This is a genomic window from Chitinophaga silvatica, from assembly GCF_003419895.1.
In the GTDB taxonomy this organism is placed as follows: Bacteria; Bacteroidota; Bacteroidia; order Chitinophagales; family Chitinophagaceae; genus Chitinophaga; species Chitinophaga silvatica.
The window spans coordinates 939,214-956,082 of record NZ_QPMM01000001.1 but is presented as its reverse complement, the minus strand read 5'-3'; the positions used below and the strand labels follow the sequence as shown (position 1 = coordinate 956,082).

The 16,869-nt window shown below is 38.9% G+C and carries 12 protein-coding genes; 6 read left to right on the top strand and 6 right to left on the bottom strand.

Going from position 1 to position 16,869, the window contains the following annotated elements; all coding sequences use genetic code 11:
• Positions 1 to 75 precede the first annotated feature (75 nt).
• Genes DVR12_RS03745 through DVR12_RS03730 form a run of 4 tightly spaced genes read left to right on the top strand, consistent with a single transcriptional unit; the run spans position 76 to position 6,354 of the window.
• Positions 76 to 1,350: a TolC family protein gene (locus tag DVR12_RS03745; protein WP_158563192.1), complete on the top strand. Its 1,275-nt coding sequence runs from the start codon at positions 76 to 78 to the stop codon at positions 1,348 to 1,350.
• A gap of 14 nt (positions 1,351 to 1,364) precedes the next feature.
• Positions 1,365 to 2,303 (top strand): efflux RND transporter periplasmic adaptor subunit, encoded by a 939-nt coding sequence (locus DVR12_RS03740; RefSeq protein ID WP_116974102.1) that lies wholly within the window; start codon positions 1,365 to 1,367, stop codon positions 2,301 to 2,303.
• A 6-nt stretch (positions 2,304 to 2,309) separates the two neighbouring features.
• Positions 2,310 to 5,330 (top strand): efflux RND transporter permease subunit, encoded by a 3,021-nt coding sequence (locus DVR12_RS03735; protein ID WP_116974101.1) that lies wholly within the window; start codon positions 2,310 to 2,312, stop codon positions 5,328 to 5,330.
• Between the two features lie 28 nt (positions 5,331 to 5,358).
• Positions 5,359 to 6,354: a YncE family protein gene (locus DVR12_RS03730; protein ID WP_116974100.1), complete on the top strand. Its 996-nt coding sequence runs from the start codon at positions 5,359 to 5,361 to the stop codon at positions 6,352 to 6,354.
• A 98-nt stretch (positions 6,355 to 6,452) separates the two neighbouring features.
• On the opposite strand, the gene DVR12_RS03725 is transcribed toward DVR12_RS03730, so the two are convergent.
• The 6 genes from DVR12_RS03725 to DVR12_RS03705 form a co-directional block, all read right to left on the bottom strand.
• Positions 6,453 to 6,905 (bottom strand): hypothetical protein, encoded by a 453-nt coding sequence (locus DVR12_RS03725; RefSeq protein ID WP_116974099.1) that lies wholly within the window; start codon positions 6,903 to 6,905, stop codon positions 6,453 to 6,455.
• Between the two features lie 136 nt (positions 6,906 to 7,041).
• Positions 7,042 to 8,214 carry a DUF4185 domain-containing protein gene (locus DVR12_RS03720; RefSeq protein WP_116974098.1) on the bottom strand — a complete coding sequence of 391 codons (1,173 nt, stop codon included), beginning with the start codon at positions 8,212 to 8,214 and terminating at the stop codon, positions 7,042 to 7,044.
• Between the two features lie 13 nt (positions 8,215 to 8,227).
• Entirely contained in the window at positions 8,228 to 8,359 is a 132-nt protein-coding gene (locus tag DVR12_RS27990; RefSeq protein ID WP_262511916.1) for a hypothetical protein, read from the bottom strand.
• Positions 8,360 to 8,562: 203 nt separating this feature from the next.
• On the bottom strand, positions 8,563 to 9,516 hold the full coding sequence (locus tag DVR12_RS03715) for a DUF6454 family protein (RefSeq protein ID WP_116974097.1): 954 nt from the start codon (positions 9,514 to 9,516) through the stop codon (positions 8,563 to 8,565).
• A gap of 125 nt (positions 9,517 to 9,641) precedes the next feature.
• Positions 9,642 to 10,559 (bottom strand): DUF4249 domain-containing protein, encoded by a 918-nt coding sequence (locus DVR12_RS03710; RefSeq protein ID WP_116974096.1) that lies wholly within the window; start codon positions 10,557 to 10,559, stop codon positions 9,642 to 9,644.
• A 3-nt stretch (positions 10,560 to 10,562) separates the two neighbouring features.
• Complete coding sequence (locus tag DVR12_RS03705; RefSeq protein ID WP_158563191.1) at positions 10,563 to 12,881, bottom strand: TonB-dependent receptor; 2,319 nt, start codon at positions 12,879 to 12,881, stop codon at positions 10,563 to 10,565.
• A 747-nt stretch (positions 12,882 to 13,628) separates the two neighbouring features.
• Between DVR12_RS03705 and kynU the strand changes: the two genes are divergently transcribed.
• Complete coding sequence (gene kynU, locus DVR12_RS03700; RefSeq protein ID WP_116974094.1) at positions 13,629 to 14,927, top strand: kynureninase; 1,299 nt, start codon at positions 13,629 to 13,631, stop codon at positions 14,925 to 14,927.
• A 7-nt stretch (positions 14,928 to 14,934) separates the two neighbouring features.
• The gene (locus DVR12_RS03695; protein WP_116974093.1) at positions 14,935 to 15,894 is read left to right on the top strand and encodes a tryptophan 2,3-dioxygenase family protein; all 960 of its coding nucleotides are present in this window, start codon (positions 14,935 to 14,937) and stop codon (positions 15,892 to 15,894) included.
• Positions 15,895 to 16,869 lie beyond the last annotated feature (975 nt).

Sequence of the window (16,869 nt, the reverse complement as noted above, 5' to 3'; positions counted from 1 at the left end):
TTAATAACGGTTATCTATATGCAAAAATGGGGTAATAAACATATTGCTTTTTCCTTTCCAAAGTCCTTACGGATAGTGGACTTACCTCTAAATGGAAAGTTAACAGGCTATACCTTTAAAACTCCAATATTCTGCTTATTACTCCTTTTCCTTGTTCAGAATCTGAGCGCTCAAAATAATACCTTAGACTTCTATGTATCTAAAGCCCTTTCCAACAGTCCACTTATCAAAGACTATAACAACCAGATTCGGACTATCGGAATTGATAGCGAAATGATTCGGGCCAGCTACAAACCACAGGTAAACGGCACTAGTAATAACTACTATGCTCCAGTTATTAAAGGATGGGGATATGACAACGCTATTACCAATGGAGCAAATATTAGCGCACTGGTTGGGGTTTCCAAGGCTATAGTTAGTCAGAAAAACCTTCAGACCCAATTTGAAGCCTTAAGACTCACTGCTCAGGGCATTAAAAATACCTCCCAGATCTCGGAGCAGGATATACGGCGAACCGTTACTGCCCAGTATATACTAACCTATGGAGACTGGCAACAACTGACTTTTATACAGGAGGTTTATGATCTGCTGCAAAAAGAGGATATCATCTTAAAAAAACTGGCCCAGGGCAATATTTATAAGCAAACCGATTACCTTACTTTTCTGGTAACGCTACAACAACAGAAACTAGCTTTAAAGCAGGCTGACATTCAATACCATAGCGATTACGCAACGCTGGCCTATCTATGTGGCATTAATGACACATCAACTATTGGCCTGCAGGAACCAATATTACCGGTATATCAATTCCCGGAAGCTGAAAACTCCATCTTCTTCAAACAATATGTGATAGATAGTCTTAAAAACATCAACAGCCGCCAGGTTATCGATTTTAGTTATAGACCTAAAGTCAATGTATTTGGTGATGGTGGTTATAATTCATCACTGGCTTACACACCTTACAAGAATTTTGGTGCCAGCATTGGAATATCCATGACACTACCCATCTACGACGGTAAGCAGCGAAAAATGAAGTACAGCAAAATTGATATAGCCGAACAGACCAGAAAATCATATAGTTCATTCTTTAATCACCAGTACAAACAGCAGCTCGACTTACTTTCCGCTCAACTGACCAGTACTGAAGATTTAATTATAGAGATCAATAACCAGATAAAATATTCGGAAGGATTGGTACGGGCTCATTTACAATTACTAACTACCGGGGAAGTACGAATTGCAGACCTGGTAATTGCACTAAATAATTATATGACTGCAAAAAATTTGCTTGCCCAAAACCGAACGAATCGTTGGCAAATTATTAATCAGATTAATTATTGGAGTAGATAATATCTATATAAAACATGGATAAAATTCGCATATATCTATTTACTGTTCTTCCTGCGATTCTACTGTGCGGAATTATTAGCTGTAATTCCAAACAATCTACCAGCGAGGAAAACGGCGCTGCTAAAGTTGTTACCCCCGTAACAGTTACAACTGTTTCCATTCAGCCGATGGTCGACTATATCGAGTTAAATGCTATTTCCTCCTATTTGTTGAAGAGTTTTGTGAAAGCTAACGTTATTGGATATCTGAACTCCGGGAATATTCAGCTGGGCCAATTTGTACAACGTGGACAAACATTATTTACTATAAAAACAAAAGAAGCAACAGCATTAGGTAACACCATCAACTCCCTGGATACCTCCTTTCATTTTTTGGGTAAAAATACTATCAGGGCAAGTAGCAGCGGTTATATCACGCAGCTAGACCACCAACCCGGCGATTACGTACAGGATGGAGAACAACTTGCTGTGATTACAGATAAAAGCAGCTTTGTGTTTTTGCTGGATATGCCCTATGACCTGAGACCATTTATTGCAAATAAACGAAGCCTTGAACTAACCTTGCCCGATGGTGAAAAGCTTATGGGAAGCATAGACCAGGCAATGCCAGTAATGGATTCTGCCACTCAAACCCAACGAATCATAATCAGGGTAAATGCTGGTCACCCTATTCCTGAAAACCTTATTGCAAAGGTAAAAATAGTAAAAGACCTGAAGCCCGCTGCTGTTACACTTCCTAAAGCAGCCATCCTTACAGACGAAACTCAAACAGAATTTTGGGTAATGAAAATGATTGATAGCACAACAGCAGTGAAAGTACCGGTTAAAAAAGGGATTGAAACGAATGGTATTGTTGAAATAACGGATCCACGATTTAGTGAGCAGGATAAAATATTAGTATCCGGTAACTACGGCTTGCCAGACACCGCCCATGTAATAATTGAACATAAATAAAGTAGTGTGAAAAACTTCTTTGTTACATATAAGAATCCGATCAGTGTAATGCTGGTATTAATTATCGGAGGCGGACTTTTTGCTTACAGTAAAATGCAAACAGCCCTTTTTCCGGAGATCACCTTTCCCAAAATCAAAATAATTGCTGATGCCGGCCTACAACCAGTAGATAAAATGATGATCACCGTTACCAAACCAATGGAAAATGTGATCAAACAAGTTCCTGGTCTGCAGTATATCAGAAGTACCACCAGTAGAGGAACCTGTGAAATCTCTGCATTTTTGGACTGGAACACCAATATAAACCTGTGCCTGCAACAAATAGAATCAAAAATTGGTCAGGTTAGAAATCAACTGCCGCCCGGATTACAGGTAACAGTAGAAAAAATGAATCCCTCCATTCTACCTGTTATGGGTTACACTCTTGAAAGCCATTCGAGAACACCCATTGAGATGAAACTACTGGCCAATTATACAATAAAGCCATTTTTATCGCAGGTAGCCGGCGTTTCTGAAATTAGGATTATAGGTGGAAAAACTAAAGAATACTGGTTACAATTAGACCAGCAGAAAATGATTTCTGCCGGAGTGACTACTGATGTTATTTCAAGTTCGCTTGCTGCTACCAATTTCATTTTATCGAATGGTTATCTGTCTGATTACAAATTTTTATACCTCACCGTAACAGATGCCACGGTTCATACGCTGGATGATTTGAAAAATATAGTTATCAAAACTGCCGGAGGCCGTGTAATCCGCCTCCAGGATGTTGCTGAGGTAGCAGTGAAAGAAGCAGTAGAATATACGCGCATCAATGCCAATGGCAAAGATGCCGTGCTGGTAGCTGTCATCAAACAACCAACAGCCAATCTGATTCAGCTATCCGGTGATATGGAAACGAAAGTCTCAGAACTAAGAAAAACCTTACCCAAAGATGTTACCATTCAACCTTATTACCAGCAATCCGATTTTGTACAAAACTCGGTAAGAAGTGTTGCCGATAGCCTCTGGATAGGGTTGTTTCTGGCTATTATTGTTGCAATAATATTTCTTCGTTCATTTACGGCCAGCCTCACAATATTAATTACTATTCCGGTTACCCTGGGCCTTACTCTTATTGTTTTATATGCTGTGGGCTACACCCTTAACATAATGACACTTGGTGCGCTGGCTGCAGCCATAGGATTAATTATTGATGATGCCATCGTGGTTGTTGAGCAAATACACCGCACGCATGAGGAACATCCCGACGAGGAAAATAAAATTCTGGTTAAAAAGGCTATAAACTACCTGTTTCCTGCAATGATAGGCTCGTCGATCAGCACTATTGTCATTTTTATTCCTTTTATTTTGATGACAGGAGTGGCAGGTGCTTATTTTAAGGTGTTAACTGATACGATGATCATTACGTTGGTTTGTTCATTTTTTGTAACCTGGATAGGGCTTCCTGTGATTTACCTCTTTTTTACAAAAGGCAAGAAAATCAGTAAAACCCAGGTACCAGCGCATCATGTTAAAACACAAAGATGGGTTTCTTTTTTTATTTATCGTCCGTGGATAAGTATACTTATTGGTATTAGTTTCTGTGCAATTATCTATCTCATCTTACCAAAATTACATACCGGATTTTTACCCGAAATGGATGAAGGCAGTATAGTTTTGGATTATGCTTCACCACCCGGAACAACACTTGAAGAAACAGACAGAATGCTTCGGCAGGTAGAAAAACTTATACTACAGGTACCGGAGGTTGCTACCTACTCCAGACGTACAGGAACCCAAATGGGATTCTTTATTACCGAACCCAATACCGGAGATTATCTGATACAACTCAAAAAAAACAGAACCAGAAGTACTGATGAAGTAATTTCTGAAATAAGGCAAAAAGTTGAATCGACCCAACCTGCACTGCGAATCGACTTTGGCCAGGTAATCGGTGATATGCTTGGGGATTTAATGACATCTGTACAACCTATTGAGATCAAGATCTTCGGCGACGATCAGCAGAAGCTGAAAGAACTTTCAAAGCAAGTTGCTGTACTTGTGAGTGGTGTACAAGGTACTGCGGATGTTTTTGATGGTATTGTCATTGCGGGCCCTTCTGTAATTATTCAACCCGACTTTGCAAAACTCTCGCTGTATGGTTTAACGCCAGCTGCTTTTCAACAACAGGTTCAAACCGGACTGGAAGGAAATGTAGTTGGAGCAGTACAGGAAAAAGAACAATTAACCCCTATGCGAATGTTGTACCCCGGCAATACCAGGCAATCACTGACGAGTATCAATAATCTAAAAATCTTCCTGCCGTCAGGAGCGCTTCTTCCCATCAGTGCATTAGCTGATATTAAGACAACAGCAGGAGATGCCGAAATACAGAGAGAAAATCTACAGTCCATGGGTGTGGTAACCGGAAGATTGGAAAACCGCGATTTAGGTACAGTAATACAAGAAATCAGGCAAACATTAGATAGTAAGCTCGCCATACCCGCCGGGTATCATATTTCTTATGGCGGAGCCTATGCCGAACAGCAGAATTCCTTCAGGGAACTGCTTACAATTCTTATCATTGCCAGCCTGCTCGTATTCGGGGTAATACTTTTTCTATTCAGGGAATTTAAGGTTGCATTTACTATCCTTATCATTTCAGTATTAGGTATTGCAGGATGCTATATGGCACTTTTTCTTACAGGAACACCACTCAACGTAGGAAGCTATACCGGTTTAATTATGATTGTAGGCATAATAGGAGAAAATGCCATATTTACATTTCTCCAATTTAAAGAAAGCCTGCATTCCCAGGGAGCGGATAGTGCAATCATTTATTCCATATCCACTCGGCTGAGACCAAAATTAATGACTGCTTTAGGTGCAATCATTGCATTGCTTCCACTGGCTTTAGGAATAGGTACCGGAGCTCAGCTCCATCAACCCCTTGCCATTGCTGTAATTGGTGGGTTCATTGCGGCGTTGCCACTACTACTAATTGTATTTCCGTCAATACTCAGACTACTATTCAAAAAACAATAACGATAAGATCCTTTTTAAATAAAATCATATGAAACACATTAGAGTTCCAGTACTATTTGCTACTATGCTATTCGCGAGTACCCAATTGAATGCCCAACACAAGTACAAGGTGAGTCAGACTTTTCCGGTATATGGACTTGGCAAATGGGATTACATTGCTGTAGGGCCAGACAACAACCTGTATGTATCCAACAGTTCTCAGGTTAATATTATCAATAAAAACACAGGTGATTCAGTGGGGGTAATTACCGGAACCGAAGGAGTGCATGGAATTGCATTTGATGAACCTCAAAAAAAAGGATACACCAGCAATGGTGCTGCAAACAATGTCACCATCTTCGATCTTACCACTCATAAACAATTAGGGAAAATTCCTACGGGTCAAAACCCTGATGCTATCTTTTATGAGAGCTACTCAAAAAAAATTATTACCTGCAATGGTCGCAGTCAGGATCTCTCGATCATTGATCCGGTTACAGACAAAGTTGTTTCAACTGTTAATGTTGCAGGAAGACCCGAAACTGCAGTTAGCGACGGTAAAGGAATGCTATACGTAAATATTGAAGACAAAAGTGAAATTGTGGCCATAGATCTGAAGAAAATGCAGGTAACAAATCGCTGGTCACTTGCTCCGGCAGAAGGGCCTACAGGGCTGGCTATTGACAGAGCAACCGGTCGACTATTTGCAGCATGTGAAAAAGTATTGGTTGTACTAAATACAAATGGAAAAATAATCACAAGATTACCAATTGGAGAAGGATGCGATGGTGTAGCCTTCGATAACGAAAGTAAAGTAATATTTACAGCTAATGGAGAAGGCACTATTACTGTTATTAAAGAAAAATCAGCTAACAATTTTGAAGTGCTGGAAAATGTAACCACACAGAAAAATGCCAGAACTATTGCACTGGACGAAGTAAGCCATACCATTTACTTACCAGTGGCCGAATTTGGGCCCAAAGCGCCAAATGAGAAACGTGGTCAGATTATCGCTAAATCATTTAAAGTACTCGCAGTAAAATAGTTTAATATCTACCTGCAGAAGTGCTGCTAAATATTCATGCAACTCTTCTGCAGGTAGATTTACCATAAATTTCGGACAAATAAAACTTATAAAACGGTTTAAACAATCGTGGTATTACAACCCGCTTTAGCTTTGGAAAAAGCCTCCAGTAAAGACATGAATTGAGTAGTTGTAAACCCTTTTCTGCCATCTACATTCATTACTTCCTCCCCATTTACAATAATATGTAACCAGTCGGAAATTACTGTAGGGCCAGGGAGTATTACTTTTACAGGGTAATCTTTATATCTTCTTATCTCTAATACAGTATCCTGGATATTATAACTGACTTTACGCCGGAGAAAAAATTTCACATACTCTACCTCTAACTGATTTCCATTGATTCGAAGTGCTGTTACAAATCTAGGACAACCCAAACAAAAGAATATTATGACACAAATTAAGGTAGAAATGAAAAGACCACCTATTATAGATAAGATAGCAGGAATAAACAGTCCAATGCCATAAAACATCCAACGGTCAGTTATTTTATGCGAATTAATAATCTCCATAGGCACATTTTTTTTACCGTTTAAGGGATATATCCCGAATATAAGGCCTAAATATCTGAATTACTAAAAGAACAACTACATAAAACTTCTTAAGCGTTTATAGCCAATAATTAAATCAAAGATTCAATTCATATTATTACTTATCCAGTAATTTAAGTCTAATAAATCTTGGCCTGTATAAATGCGGATGTTTTGCCAAATCTTTCAGGAAGTCAAATGAATTGACATTATAGCTGATCAACAACTCCCCCGGATCAGATAAAGCCGGATGTGCTTTGGCGTTATACATGAAATAAGTCTTTTCTTCAGCATCACTTTTACAATCCCAAAGCTTAATCACCGGTCCAAAAGGCCCCACCGGACTGGCTCCAATTCTCATAGCAATGGATGTACTCATACCATTCTCCTGAAAAACAAGGGCAAACCTTCCATCGGGAAGCGGACTAACACTTAGTTCATTTGAAACCCTGTCTGTAATATCAGCTGCTTTGTTCATTGCTGTATCCCAGCTTTTGCCATTCCAGAATCGCCAGTTCCCAAATCCTTCAAAATCAATAGGCTTCACTCTTGCTACTACCAGCTTCTTCGCCTTACCATGAACGCCATAGATATATATGTATCCATCAGGGTTAGGAGCACCGGCTTTCTTCGTATTTACATAGATACCTGCGCCATACGACCCGATTTCGTTATCCTCGTCCAGAAAATAGAAGGGAGTATCCATCTGTTCATAGTTGAGGTACGGCGGTTTTGAACCGGCAGGAATTTTAATTAACGTATTTCCAACCTCTCTGAAGCCAAAAGCACCGGGGTTTACATTCCTTATCCTGTATCCAAAAATATAAATAGTATTAGCCAACTCCTGGTTGACAAAGCCATCACCCAACCAATAATAGTCATTACCGGCAGTATTTGGAGTTGCCGGTTTAAAAACCGAAAGTTCTTTATTTTCACTATTCTCTTTCCAGAAAAACTGAAATCTGTTTTTAATTGGTTTGACACCTTTTAGAATACCAACCGTATTGTTGACCATTACAAATCCAGGATGTAGTGAATCTCCCGTAATAGTTCCTATCATACTATCGCTAAAAATAAACAGGATACTGTCTTTACTTCCAGCCCGCCTGTTTTCTATTCCATTCAGCGGAATGCTATAAATACCATCTCCCCCAAACCAACCTCTGTTCCTGATAAACATTTCAGACCATTCAGGTGCCTCCTCTACTTTAAAACGTAGAGTGGAAAGATCCTGTGCTCCGAGGTGGTTGAAGATTGAAAATATAGCAAGAGTTAAAATCAGTTTTTTCATTTAAATAATAACATTATTCCTTCAAACAATCTTTAGGGCTAAGACTGGCAGCTTTAATAGCCTGAACCCCAACTGTCAACCAGGCAATAAACAAGGCCAGCAATCCGGCACCTGCAAAATACCATATCAAATGACCAATGAACATGCAAGACCAACAGACAAACCTACCAGGTTAATAATAAACGTAAACTTATCCTTCTTAAAATTTCTGAAAATTATTAGCAGATTATGCTTGAACATAGGCTAACGTGGGTTTTCAACATTTATAAATGGAATTACACCTTAAGAATCATAAAATACATAAAATTTCTGTCTTCTTAATAAATCTTTGCTCAAAATAATCTCATATCAATCATTACTTCCCGTTGATACCTCGTAAATATAAAGCGTAGATTCATCATCATCGGGCATGAAATAAGTACGTACTTTGTCGCCCTCCCCAAGTTCAAAGAAACTGGGATTTTGAGTCATTACGGCATCAGTAACAGGAGACCATAGTTCAACAGGCACCTGATGAATTGGTTGATGTTTTTCAAGATCTACAAGTTCAAATCCGCCAAGAGAGAAAGTTGACTTTCCTGGCCTTTTGTATTTTGTAAGTCCTGTAAACAACATTTCTCCGTTCCCCAGGTATTGATTATCCTGATAATCGATATAATTCGCATGGTTAGATATTGCTATTGACGCGGGAGTAGCATTAGGGTTGGTAATACGACCTGTTTCATTCAGAGGCCACTGATAGAACTTGCGGGAACCCCAACTGATACCATGCAATACATTGGTGTCAGGGTTCCTGGAAATTCCTCCGATATGATCATTCCATCTGAATACTTCTATTAATTCCATTCCTATTGGGTTAAACCGGTAAATAATAGACCGGCTATCTGGTCTGTATTCTGCTGCTGCAATCCATATATTCGTGCCATCGAAATCGATACCACTTGGGTGAAAAATGACTCCTTCACCAATAGTAATATCAGCCAGGAGTTTTCCATCGGCGCTTATTTTAAATAAGTGCCCTTTACCTGCAGAACGCGGATCGCCTGGAGTTGGCAGCATTTCCACTGAAGACACCCAGAAATCTGATCCTATTTTAACCATACCCTGGCAATGGAATGTTTTGAATAAGATTTTTATAGCTGCCACCTGATTCCATTGCGTATTCCTGTTGATACATTTCAATCGTTTACTTAACGGGCTTGCTGATTTTCTTTGTTGTGAAAAACCTTCGAGGTTTGGACCTAGACAAAGTACACCAAAAGGAAGTAGGCTATGCTTCAAAAAATCTCTTCTTGCAGACATTATATTAATAAGTATAAAGTAAAATAGAATCAATCTATCATAAAAACCAACCTCGGAAACCAATGCTGGTTAGGAAATGACAAAGTATAAAAAATATCAACAGAAAGAAAGCAGATGACAACTCTCTATTTCATAACATGGCTCATAGAACTAATTGCAAAACCGCTAAAACATCCTACTACATTATTTCCCTGGATATTACTCTTTAATACAACCGGAGTCGTAAAAGGGCCACTATTAGTCCTTGCTTTATTAAAGCTATCCCAGAAATCATAAACCTGGCGTTCTACACTAACAAGATAATAATAAGCAGTATCTCCAACCTCCAGAGGTGCCGAATGGGTAATATGAATTGCTTGCCCGTTTACCAGTTCATCTGTATTGGGTAAATACCTGTCGGTATTGAGCGCCCCCCATCCAAAGGTATTTTTGGTGTAACGGTTTCCCCAGTAATAAATCTGCGCATTGCCAAGAGTGTCGGGGTCTGTATAATGTATAGTAAGTCGAGCCCAGGTTTTTCCGGCCTTATCAGTATAGGGTGTAGTATTAGTGATACTATCAAGAGGTACCGGATTTGGTAACGTTGTAATAGCTGAATACTTTTTACCTTCTGCTACGATTTCGAGCAGATATGATTTTCCAGAGGTTCCTAATAAGGCCTGAGAGGAGTCTGTAACAAGTCTGGGATCAAAGTAGACACCCGGAATATACATAGAACGCATTGAAGGCATTTTACCTTCCTTCATTGTTACTTTGCTGTTGGCATTCCACCGATAACCCGTTCCTTTTTCGAAAGTTCCTTCAGTAATAGTTACTGTTGCTTTTTCCACAGCGGTATTCGCAAATTGAGATTCGTTGAAGTTTACTGTTTTTCCGATTATTACATAGTTGTAAGTACGGAGATTGTTATTGATATAAGCTTCTACCACCAGCATTGGAGGCGTTTTGTCTAGTTGCAAGTCAATATCCTTTTCGCAGGAGCTACAAAAAAATATTGAGAGTAAAACAATAATATTACCAATGAAATAATTCACTTTTTTCATAAATCAGAACTTAAAATTCCATGAAATGCTTGGCAGAATAGGAAACAGTATAACTTGTTTACCTTGAATGGTTTCTTTTTTTTCATCCACATCTATATAAATAAAGTAGGGATTACTACGATTGTAGACATTATACACTCCGAATATCCAGTTGCTTTTAAAACGTCTGGTACTTTCAGGATTTGGAGTGAAAGTAAAAGAGAGATCAAGCCGATGATATGCAGGCATACGATAATCATTTATTTTACCATAACGATCTATATTCGTATAGATCGGTGAACCGGTTCTGAAATTATACCCCAGATTAAAAACAAACCGACCGTTAGGCATAGTGAGTGCATTTCCAGTGCTGAAGACAAATAAACCAGAGAATAACCATTTCTTCGATAATTGGTAGTTTGCAACTAAATTAAGATCATGGAGGCGGTCGTACCTGTATGGAAATGGCTTCCCTCCATTAAGGGCTGCAAATGTGCGTTCTGTACGGCTAAGAGTATAACCGATCCACCCGCTGAATAGTCCGGCTTTTTTTCTGAGTAGCAATTCTAGTCCATATGCCTTTCCCTTACCAAAGATCATTTCACCTTCAATGTTTTGATTGAGGAGTAGTTGTGCCCCTGGCATAAACTCTAATTCGTTATCTGTTTTTTTGTAGTATGCTTCTGCACTGAATTCATATTTTTTAGAAAACTCTTTAAGAAATCCCATGGCTATCTGGTCTGCTACTCCCGGTTTTATCAGTCGGCTCACTGGTATCCATAAATCACTTGGGAAGGTAGCGGCGCTCGTAGTAGCCAGGTGCAGATATTGTATTGTACGGGTATACGAAAGTTTAATGCTTGTTTCCTGATCGAGGAGGTATCTCATGGCAAGGCGAGGTTCGGGATACATATATTTTGCAATCCGCTGACCTTTGGCATATTTAATTGTCTTACCAGTGGGAACACCGTCTTTGCCATATATTACCTCCGTTTTAGGACCTATCTGATCGAAGTAGCTCATTCGCAAACCTGCAATGATGTTGAACTTGTTACTTACATCCCAGTCTGCACTCAGATAAGCGGCGGCTTCGCGGCCATATTGTTTATTAATTTTTGAAGTAAATTCCTGTTCGCCGGCACTGGTATTGCCTCCACCAGGTTTGAACTGATGCAAGGTGGCCTGCCATCCTGCTTTTACACTTAGATTGGTTGAAACACTATACATCCAATCATTCTTTAACTGGTAATCTAAAAGACCCGATGAAAACAGTACACCATCTGTATCGTAGGTGATACTACTGCCAAGTTCAAATGAGTTATGGAACAGCGATAGCTCCTGTTGAATTTTCTTACTGATCACAGACCTCCAGGTAGCTCCGGCAAGCATATTTCCCCAATTTGCTTTAAAATGACGAAACCGGCCATTGGATTGATCCTTATCGTAATTAAATTTATCACTCCCTTTATAAAAATTAAGAGCAATACTATTGTTGTTATTTAATTCGAAATTCAGTTTAGCATTAATATCATAGAAATAATAACCATTGTTACCTATTGAGTCGGGTGCAATCCATCTGGCAAGCTGATCAATATATGTACGGCGGGCACTAATAATAAACGAAGATTTTCCTTTTGTGATGGGGCCTTCCGCCGTAATACGGGAAGAAATCAATCCTATACCACCATTAAATTTAAGAGAGTCTTTATTTCCTTCCCTGGAAGTAACTGAAATTACGCTGCTGAGTCGCCCACCGTATTCAGCGGGTATACCACCTTTAATTACAGAAATATTACTGACAGCATCTCCATTGAAAATACTAAATGCCCCCAGTAAATGCGTAGGATTATAAACAGTAATACCATCCATTAAGACAAGGTTTTCATCGGGGCCTCCACCTCTTACATATATTCCACCACCAGCATCTCCTGCATTCTTAACACCCGGAAACAGGGTAATAGATTTAAGTGGATCTACTTCTCCAAATAGTGCTGGTAATAGTTTCATTTGCTCACTATTCAACTGATGAGAACTCATCTGGCTAAGTTGTTGTAGCCTGTCTGCTTCAATGGTAATGGGTTTAAGCAGATTGATATTTTTTTGTAGTACGAATAAAATGGAGGTATCACAATTGAGTATAATACTTTGGGTACTAGAAATAAAACCAACAGCATTTATCCTGATAAGATACTGACCAGAAGAGAGATTCATCAGGGCAGTTCCTGTTGAATCTGTAGCAGCTGTGAGTGTACCTGCCATAATACTGGCGCTGATACCGCGGTGTTGAGGATCGGTGACACTTATTTTAAGCAATTTTGCCTGGCCCACTACCTTATGGCTCATAAAAAATAAAAATAGAATGTTCCACAGTTTAAGTAGAATGGTTTTCCGTCTGTTTACCATTTTTAGAAGATTATGGTGTTTACAGCAAGCTCTTTTCAATGAGCTCAATATGGTTTTACAAAACTCCTGGCATTAATTGGGCAGAAGGTTTTTCAATGCATTTAATGCCTGGAAGATAACGATACAAAGGATTTGGATATTCGATATAAATTAATATCCAGCAACACTATCAGTGCCTGATTAGCGTGGTGCAAATGAACATTAATGTATATAGTTAAAAGAGATAAAAAACAGGACAATCAATAGAAGTATCTATTGCTACAATTAAAATCCGACGTTTATTAATTGATTCTCGATATGGTTTATATAAATTGCTCTCTAAAGATAATGTTACGGTTTTTAACAATAATTACGCCAGAAAGGTGGAGTTGGAAGTTAAATTTATACACTATCAATCATAAGCTAATTAATATTTAATAGCAATCCAAACTCTGGGGATTTATCTAAAATACTATCCAAGCGTGATTAGTAAAATTATTTGGAAATGTTGCCAATAAATATTTGCTTTGCTCTTCTTACTATCAATGGAGAATATTTATAAAAATATTATCAACAGACCTTCTTAGCAGGCCCTCCTCCTGCAAGCAGCAATATGCTGCCATTACTCTACTAATCAGTATACTAAATTGACGTCTACAGCAAGAATACCTGGCGACGCGATTTCCAACCATTAATATTCTAATTCAAATGACTTTTGAAAACAATCTGGCTTTCGCGCAAAGTCTGGATCGGCAAGATCCTTTATACCACCTTAGAGATGAATTCCTTTTTCCAAAGCAGCATGGCACTCCCTTTATTTATTTGTGCGGAAATTCGCTAGGATTACAACCTAAGACTGCCCGAAGTTATGTTGATCAGCAAATGACCAACTGGGAAAACCAAGCCGTTGAAGGGTGGTTTGAAGGTAACTCTCCCTGGATGTACTATCACAAAGAGTTGAAAGAATTGATGGCCAATATAGTTGGCGCTACTCCGGCAGAGGTATGCCCAATGAATACACTCACTGTTAATCTTCACCTGTTAATGGTGAGCTTCTACCGCCCTACGGCACAAAGATTTAAAATCATCATGGAGGCGGGAGCTTTCCCTTCCGACCAATATGCTGTGGAGAGCCAGGTAAGGTTTCATGGCTATGATCCGAAAGATGCTATTATTGAAGTAGCTCCACGTGAAGGTGAAAACACTTTGCGAACAGAAGACATCCTCGCTGAAATTGCCGGAAATGGCGACCAACTCGCACTTGTTTTATTTGGTGGAATAAATTATTTCACCGGTCAATGGTTCGATATGCCAGCTATCACAAGAGCAGGCCACAATGCCGGGGCCATTGTAGGCTTCGATCTGGCTCATGCTGCTGGAAACGTACCGCTGGAACTTCACAACTGGGGTATTGACTTTGCATGCTGGTGTTCATATAAATATCAGAATGCCGGCCCGGGAGGCATCAGCGGGATATTCGTACACGAAAAACATTTTTCCGACACTACTATCAATCGATTTGCAGGATGGTGGGGATACAATGAACAACTGCGATTCAAAATGGAAAAAGGATTTACTGCTGAAGCCGGGGCCGACGGCTGGCAGGTAAGCTGCACACAGGTAATTCCAATGGCCCTGTATCACGCCTCCCTTAAGCTTTTCGAAAAAGCTGGCTTTATTGCCCCTCTTAGAGAAAAAAGCAAGCAGCTCACAGCTTATCTGCAATTTCTTATCACTGAAGTAAATCAGGTATTGGGTTTTGAACAATATAAGATAATCACCCCTGCAGCTGAATCTGCAAGAGGTGCTCAATTGTCTATCATTGCTCAGTTCAATGCCAAAGAGATTTTTAATTCATTAGTCGCCAATAATATCCTGGGCGACTGGCGCGAACCAAATGTCATCAGGCTGAGTCCGGTTCCTCTGTATAATAGTTTTGAAGATGTTTTCACAACAGCATCCCGACTCCTGACAATAAGTAAAGAACTAATTACGCCAAAACACTAATTCTAAAATGGAACTAACACCAGAAATAAAGAATAAATTGTTCCTTTTACAGGAGAAGTACGCAGCCATGGGGCAAGACATCAATGCTTATCTCGATGGCCTCCTCTATGCCGATTACCTCACGTATTGGGATTATATTCACCTGGATACACTTCTGAGTCTTCAACATCCGAAAACCTCCTATCCGGATGAAGAAATTTTCATCATGTATCATCAGATCACAGAACTTTATTTTAAACTTATTCTGCATGAATGCAAACAGATAAGTCTGAATACTTCTCTGACTCCTGATTTTTTCGCCTCCAGGCTCAAAAGGATCAATGCTTATTTTACAGCATTAGTATCCTCCTTTGACATTATGATAGATGGAATGGATAAAGAACAATTCCTGAAATTCAGAATGTCGCTTTTGCCTGCAAGTGGCTTCCAATCGGCACAATACCGAATGATCGAGATCTACTCAACAGACCTCATTAAGCTTGTAACACATAGCAAAAGAAGCGAATTAACACATGCTTCAATACCAGAACAGTTTGAATATATCTACTGGAAATATGGGGCTTCAGAATTATCGACCGGCAAACAAACCCTTACCTTACAGCAATTCATTCTGAAATACTCAGACCAACTTCTTCAACTGGCGCAAAATAATATCGACAAAAACTTTTCCTCGCATTACAACACCCTTAAACAACAGGGGAATGACATGAGCGAGGTGGAAACAGAACTCAGAAAGCTGGATCTCTTTGTAAATGTAGAATGGCCGCTCTCCCATTATAAATCAGCAGTAAGATACCTGGAGCGCGATCCTGTGGATATTGCCGCTACCGGTGGCACCAACTGGCAGAAATACCTGCCTCCCAGATTCCAAAAAAGGATTTTCTATCCGGCTCTGTGGACCGAAGAACAAATAGAGCAATGGGGCAAATCCTGGGTCATGAATGTATTGAAGGCTTATAGAACTTAGAGTAATAAGTTCTCCTTTTACCCATAATATTGTGTGATATCTCGATGATCTCTCGCAATGTTATGGGTATCTGATCTTAATTCAGGTAATAATAATTGTATTTTAAACACTAATAAATTCTTCCATTTTGATGATAGTGATTATTCCTCTGATTTTATTTTAATAAATAATAATTCAATCTTGACTTTTTTTACAAAATGTTTGTTAAAAAATTGCGCGGCTTGAAAACTTTGCCTAGGTTTGAGTAAGAATAATAAGCAGAAACTAAAGGAAAAATGTTCCTTTTTTATTTTATCTGAAGCTAAAACGTTTAATTAAAGATAGAAGTTGTTTAAACCTTGAAGAGAGAGAATGGGATCAGGAATAAATAAAGTGCCCTGAACCAGAAAGCTGCAGATAAAATAAGAAAAGCGATACTTCATCCAGCATATATAAACCTACAACAATTTATTTCCTAACTAAAAATTCAACCGGAATCGGCAACAATCAGACAACTTAGATTGCCACTGCAACATTAAACCAAAATAAGTATCCATATTTTTTTATCAATCACTTGTCATTCGAAAACATATGCACGCTAATTGTCTCTATCATCAAGTAAAATTGGTGGACGATAAGTAATGTCTTTACACCAGGAAACCTGCTGTTATAATTTGAGCCAGCTAAACCTAGTTTTTGTATTATGAAATAGCTCACCAGCTATTCCTTTGAGGAAAGTCATCGATTAAAAGAATGCATATAATTCCAGCCAATACCGGTTATGGAAATCGAATCTGCATTGAATAAATAGTAGCATGATCTTCAACAAATACTTTCTCTGCCAGCTTTAACTACAAGCAGAAAGTCGGTCAATTTTACTATGTCTTTGATACTAAAAAATTAATAACATGGCACTTATACTGTAGCAATAACAACCTAAAAATCTTCATTTGTAATTCTATATTAATCGAGTCTATTCATTTTAAAAACAAAAAC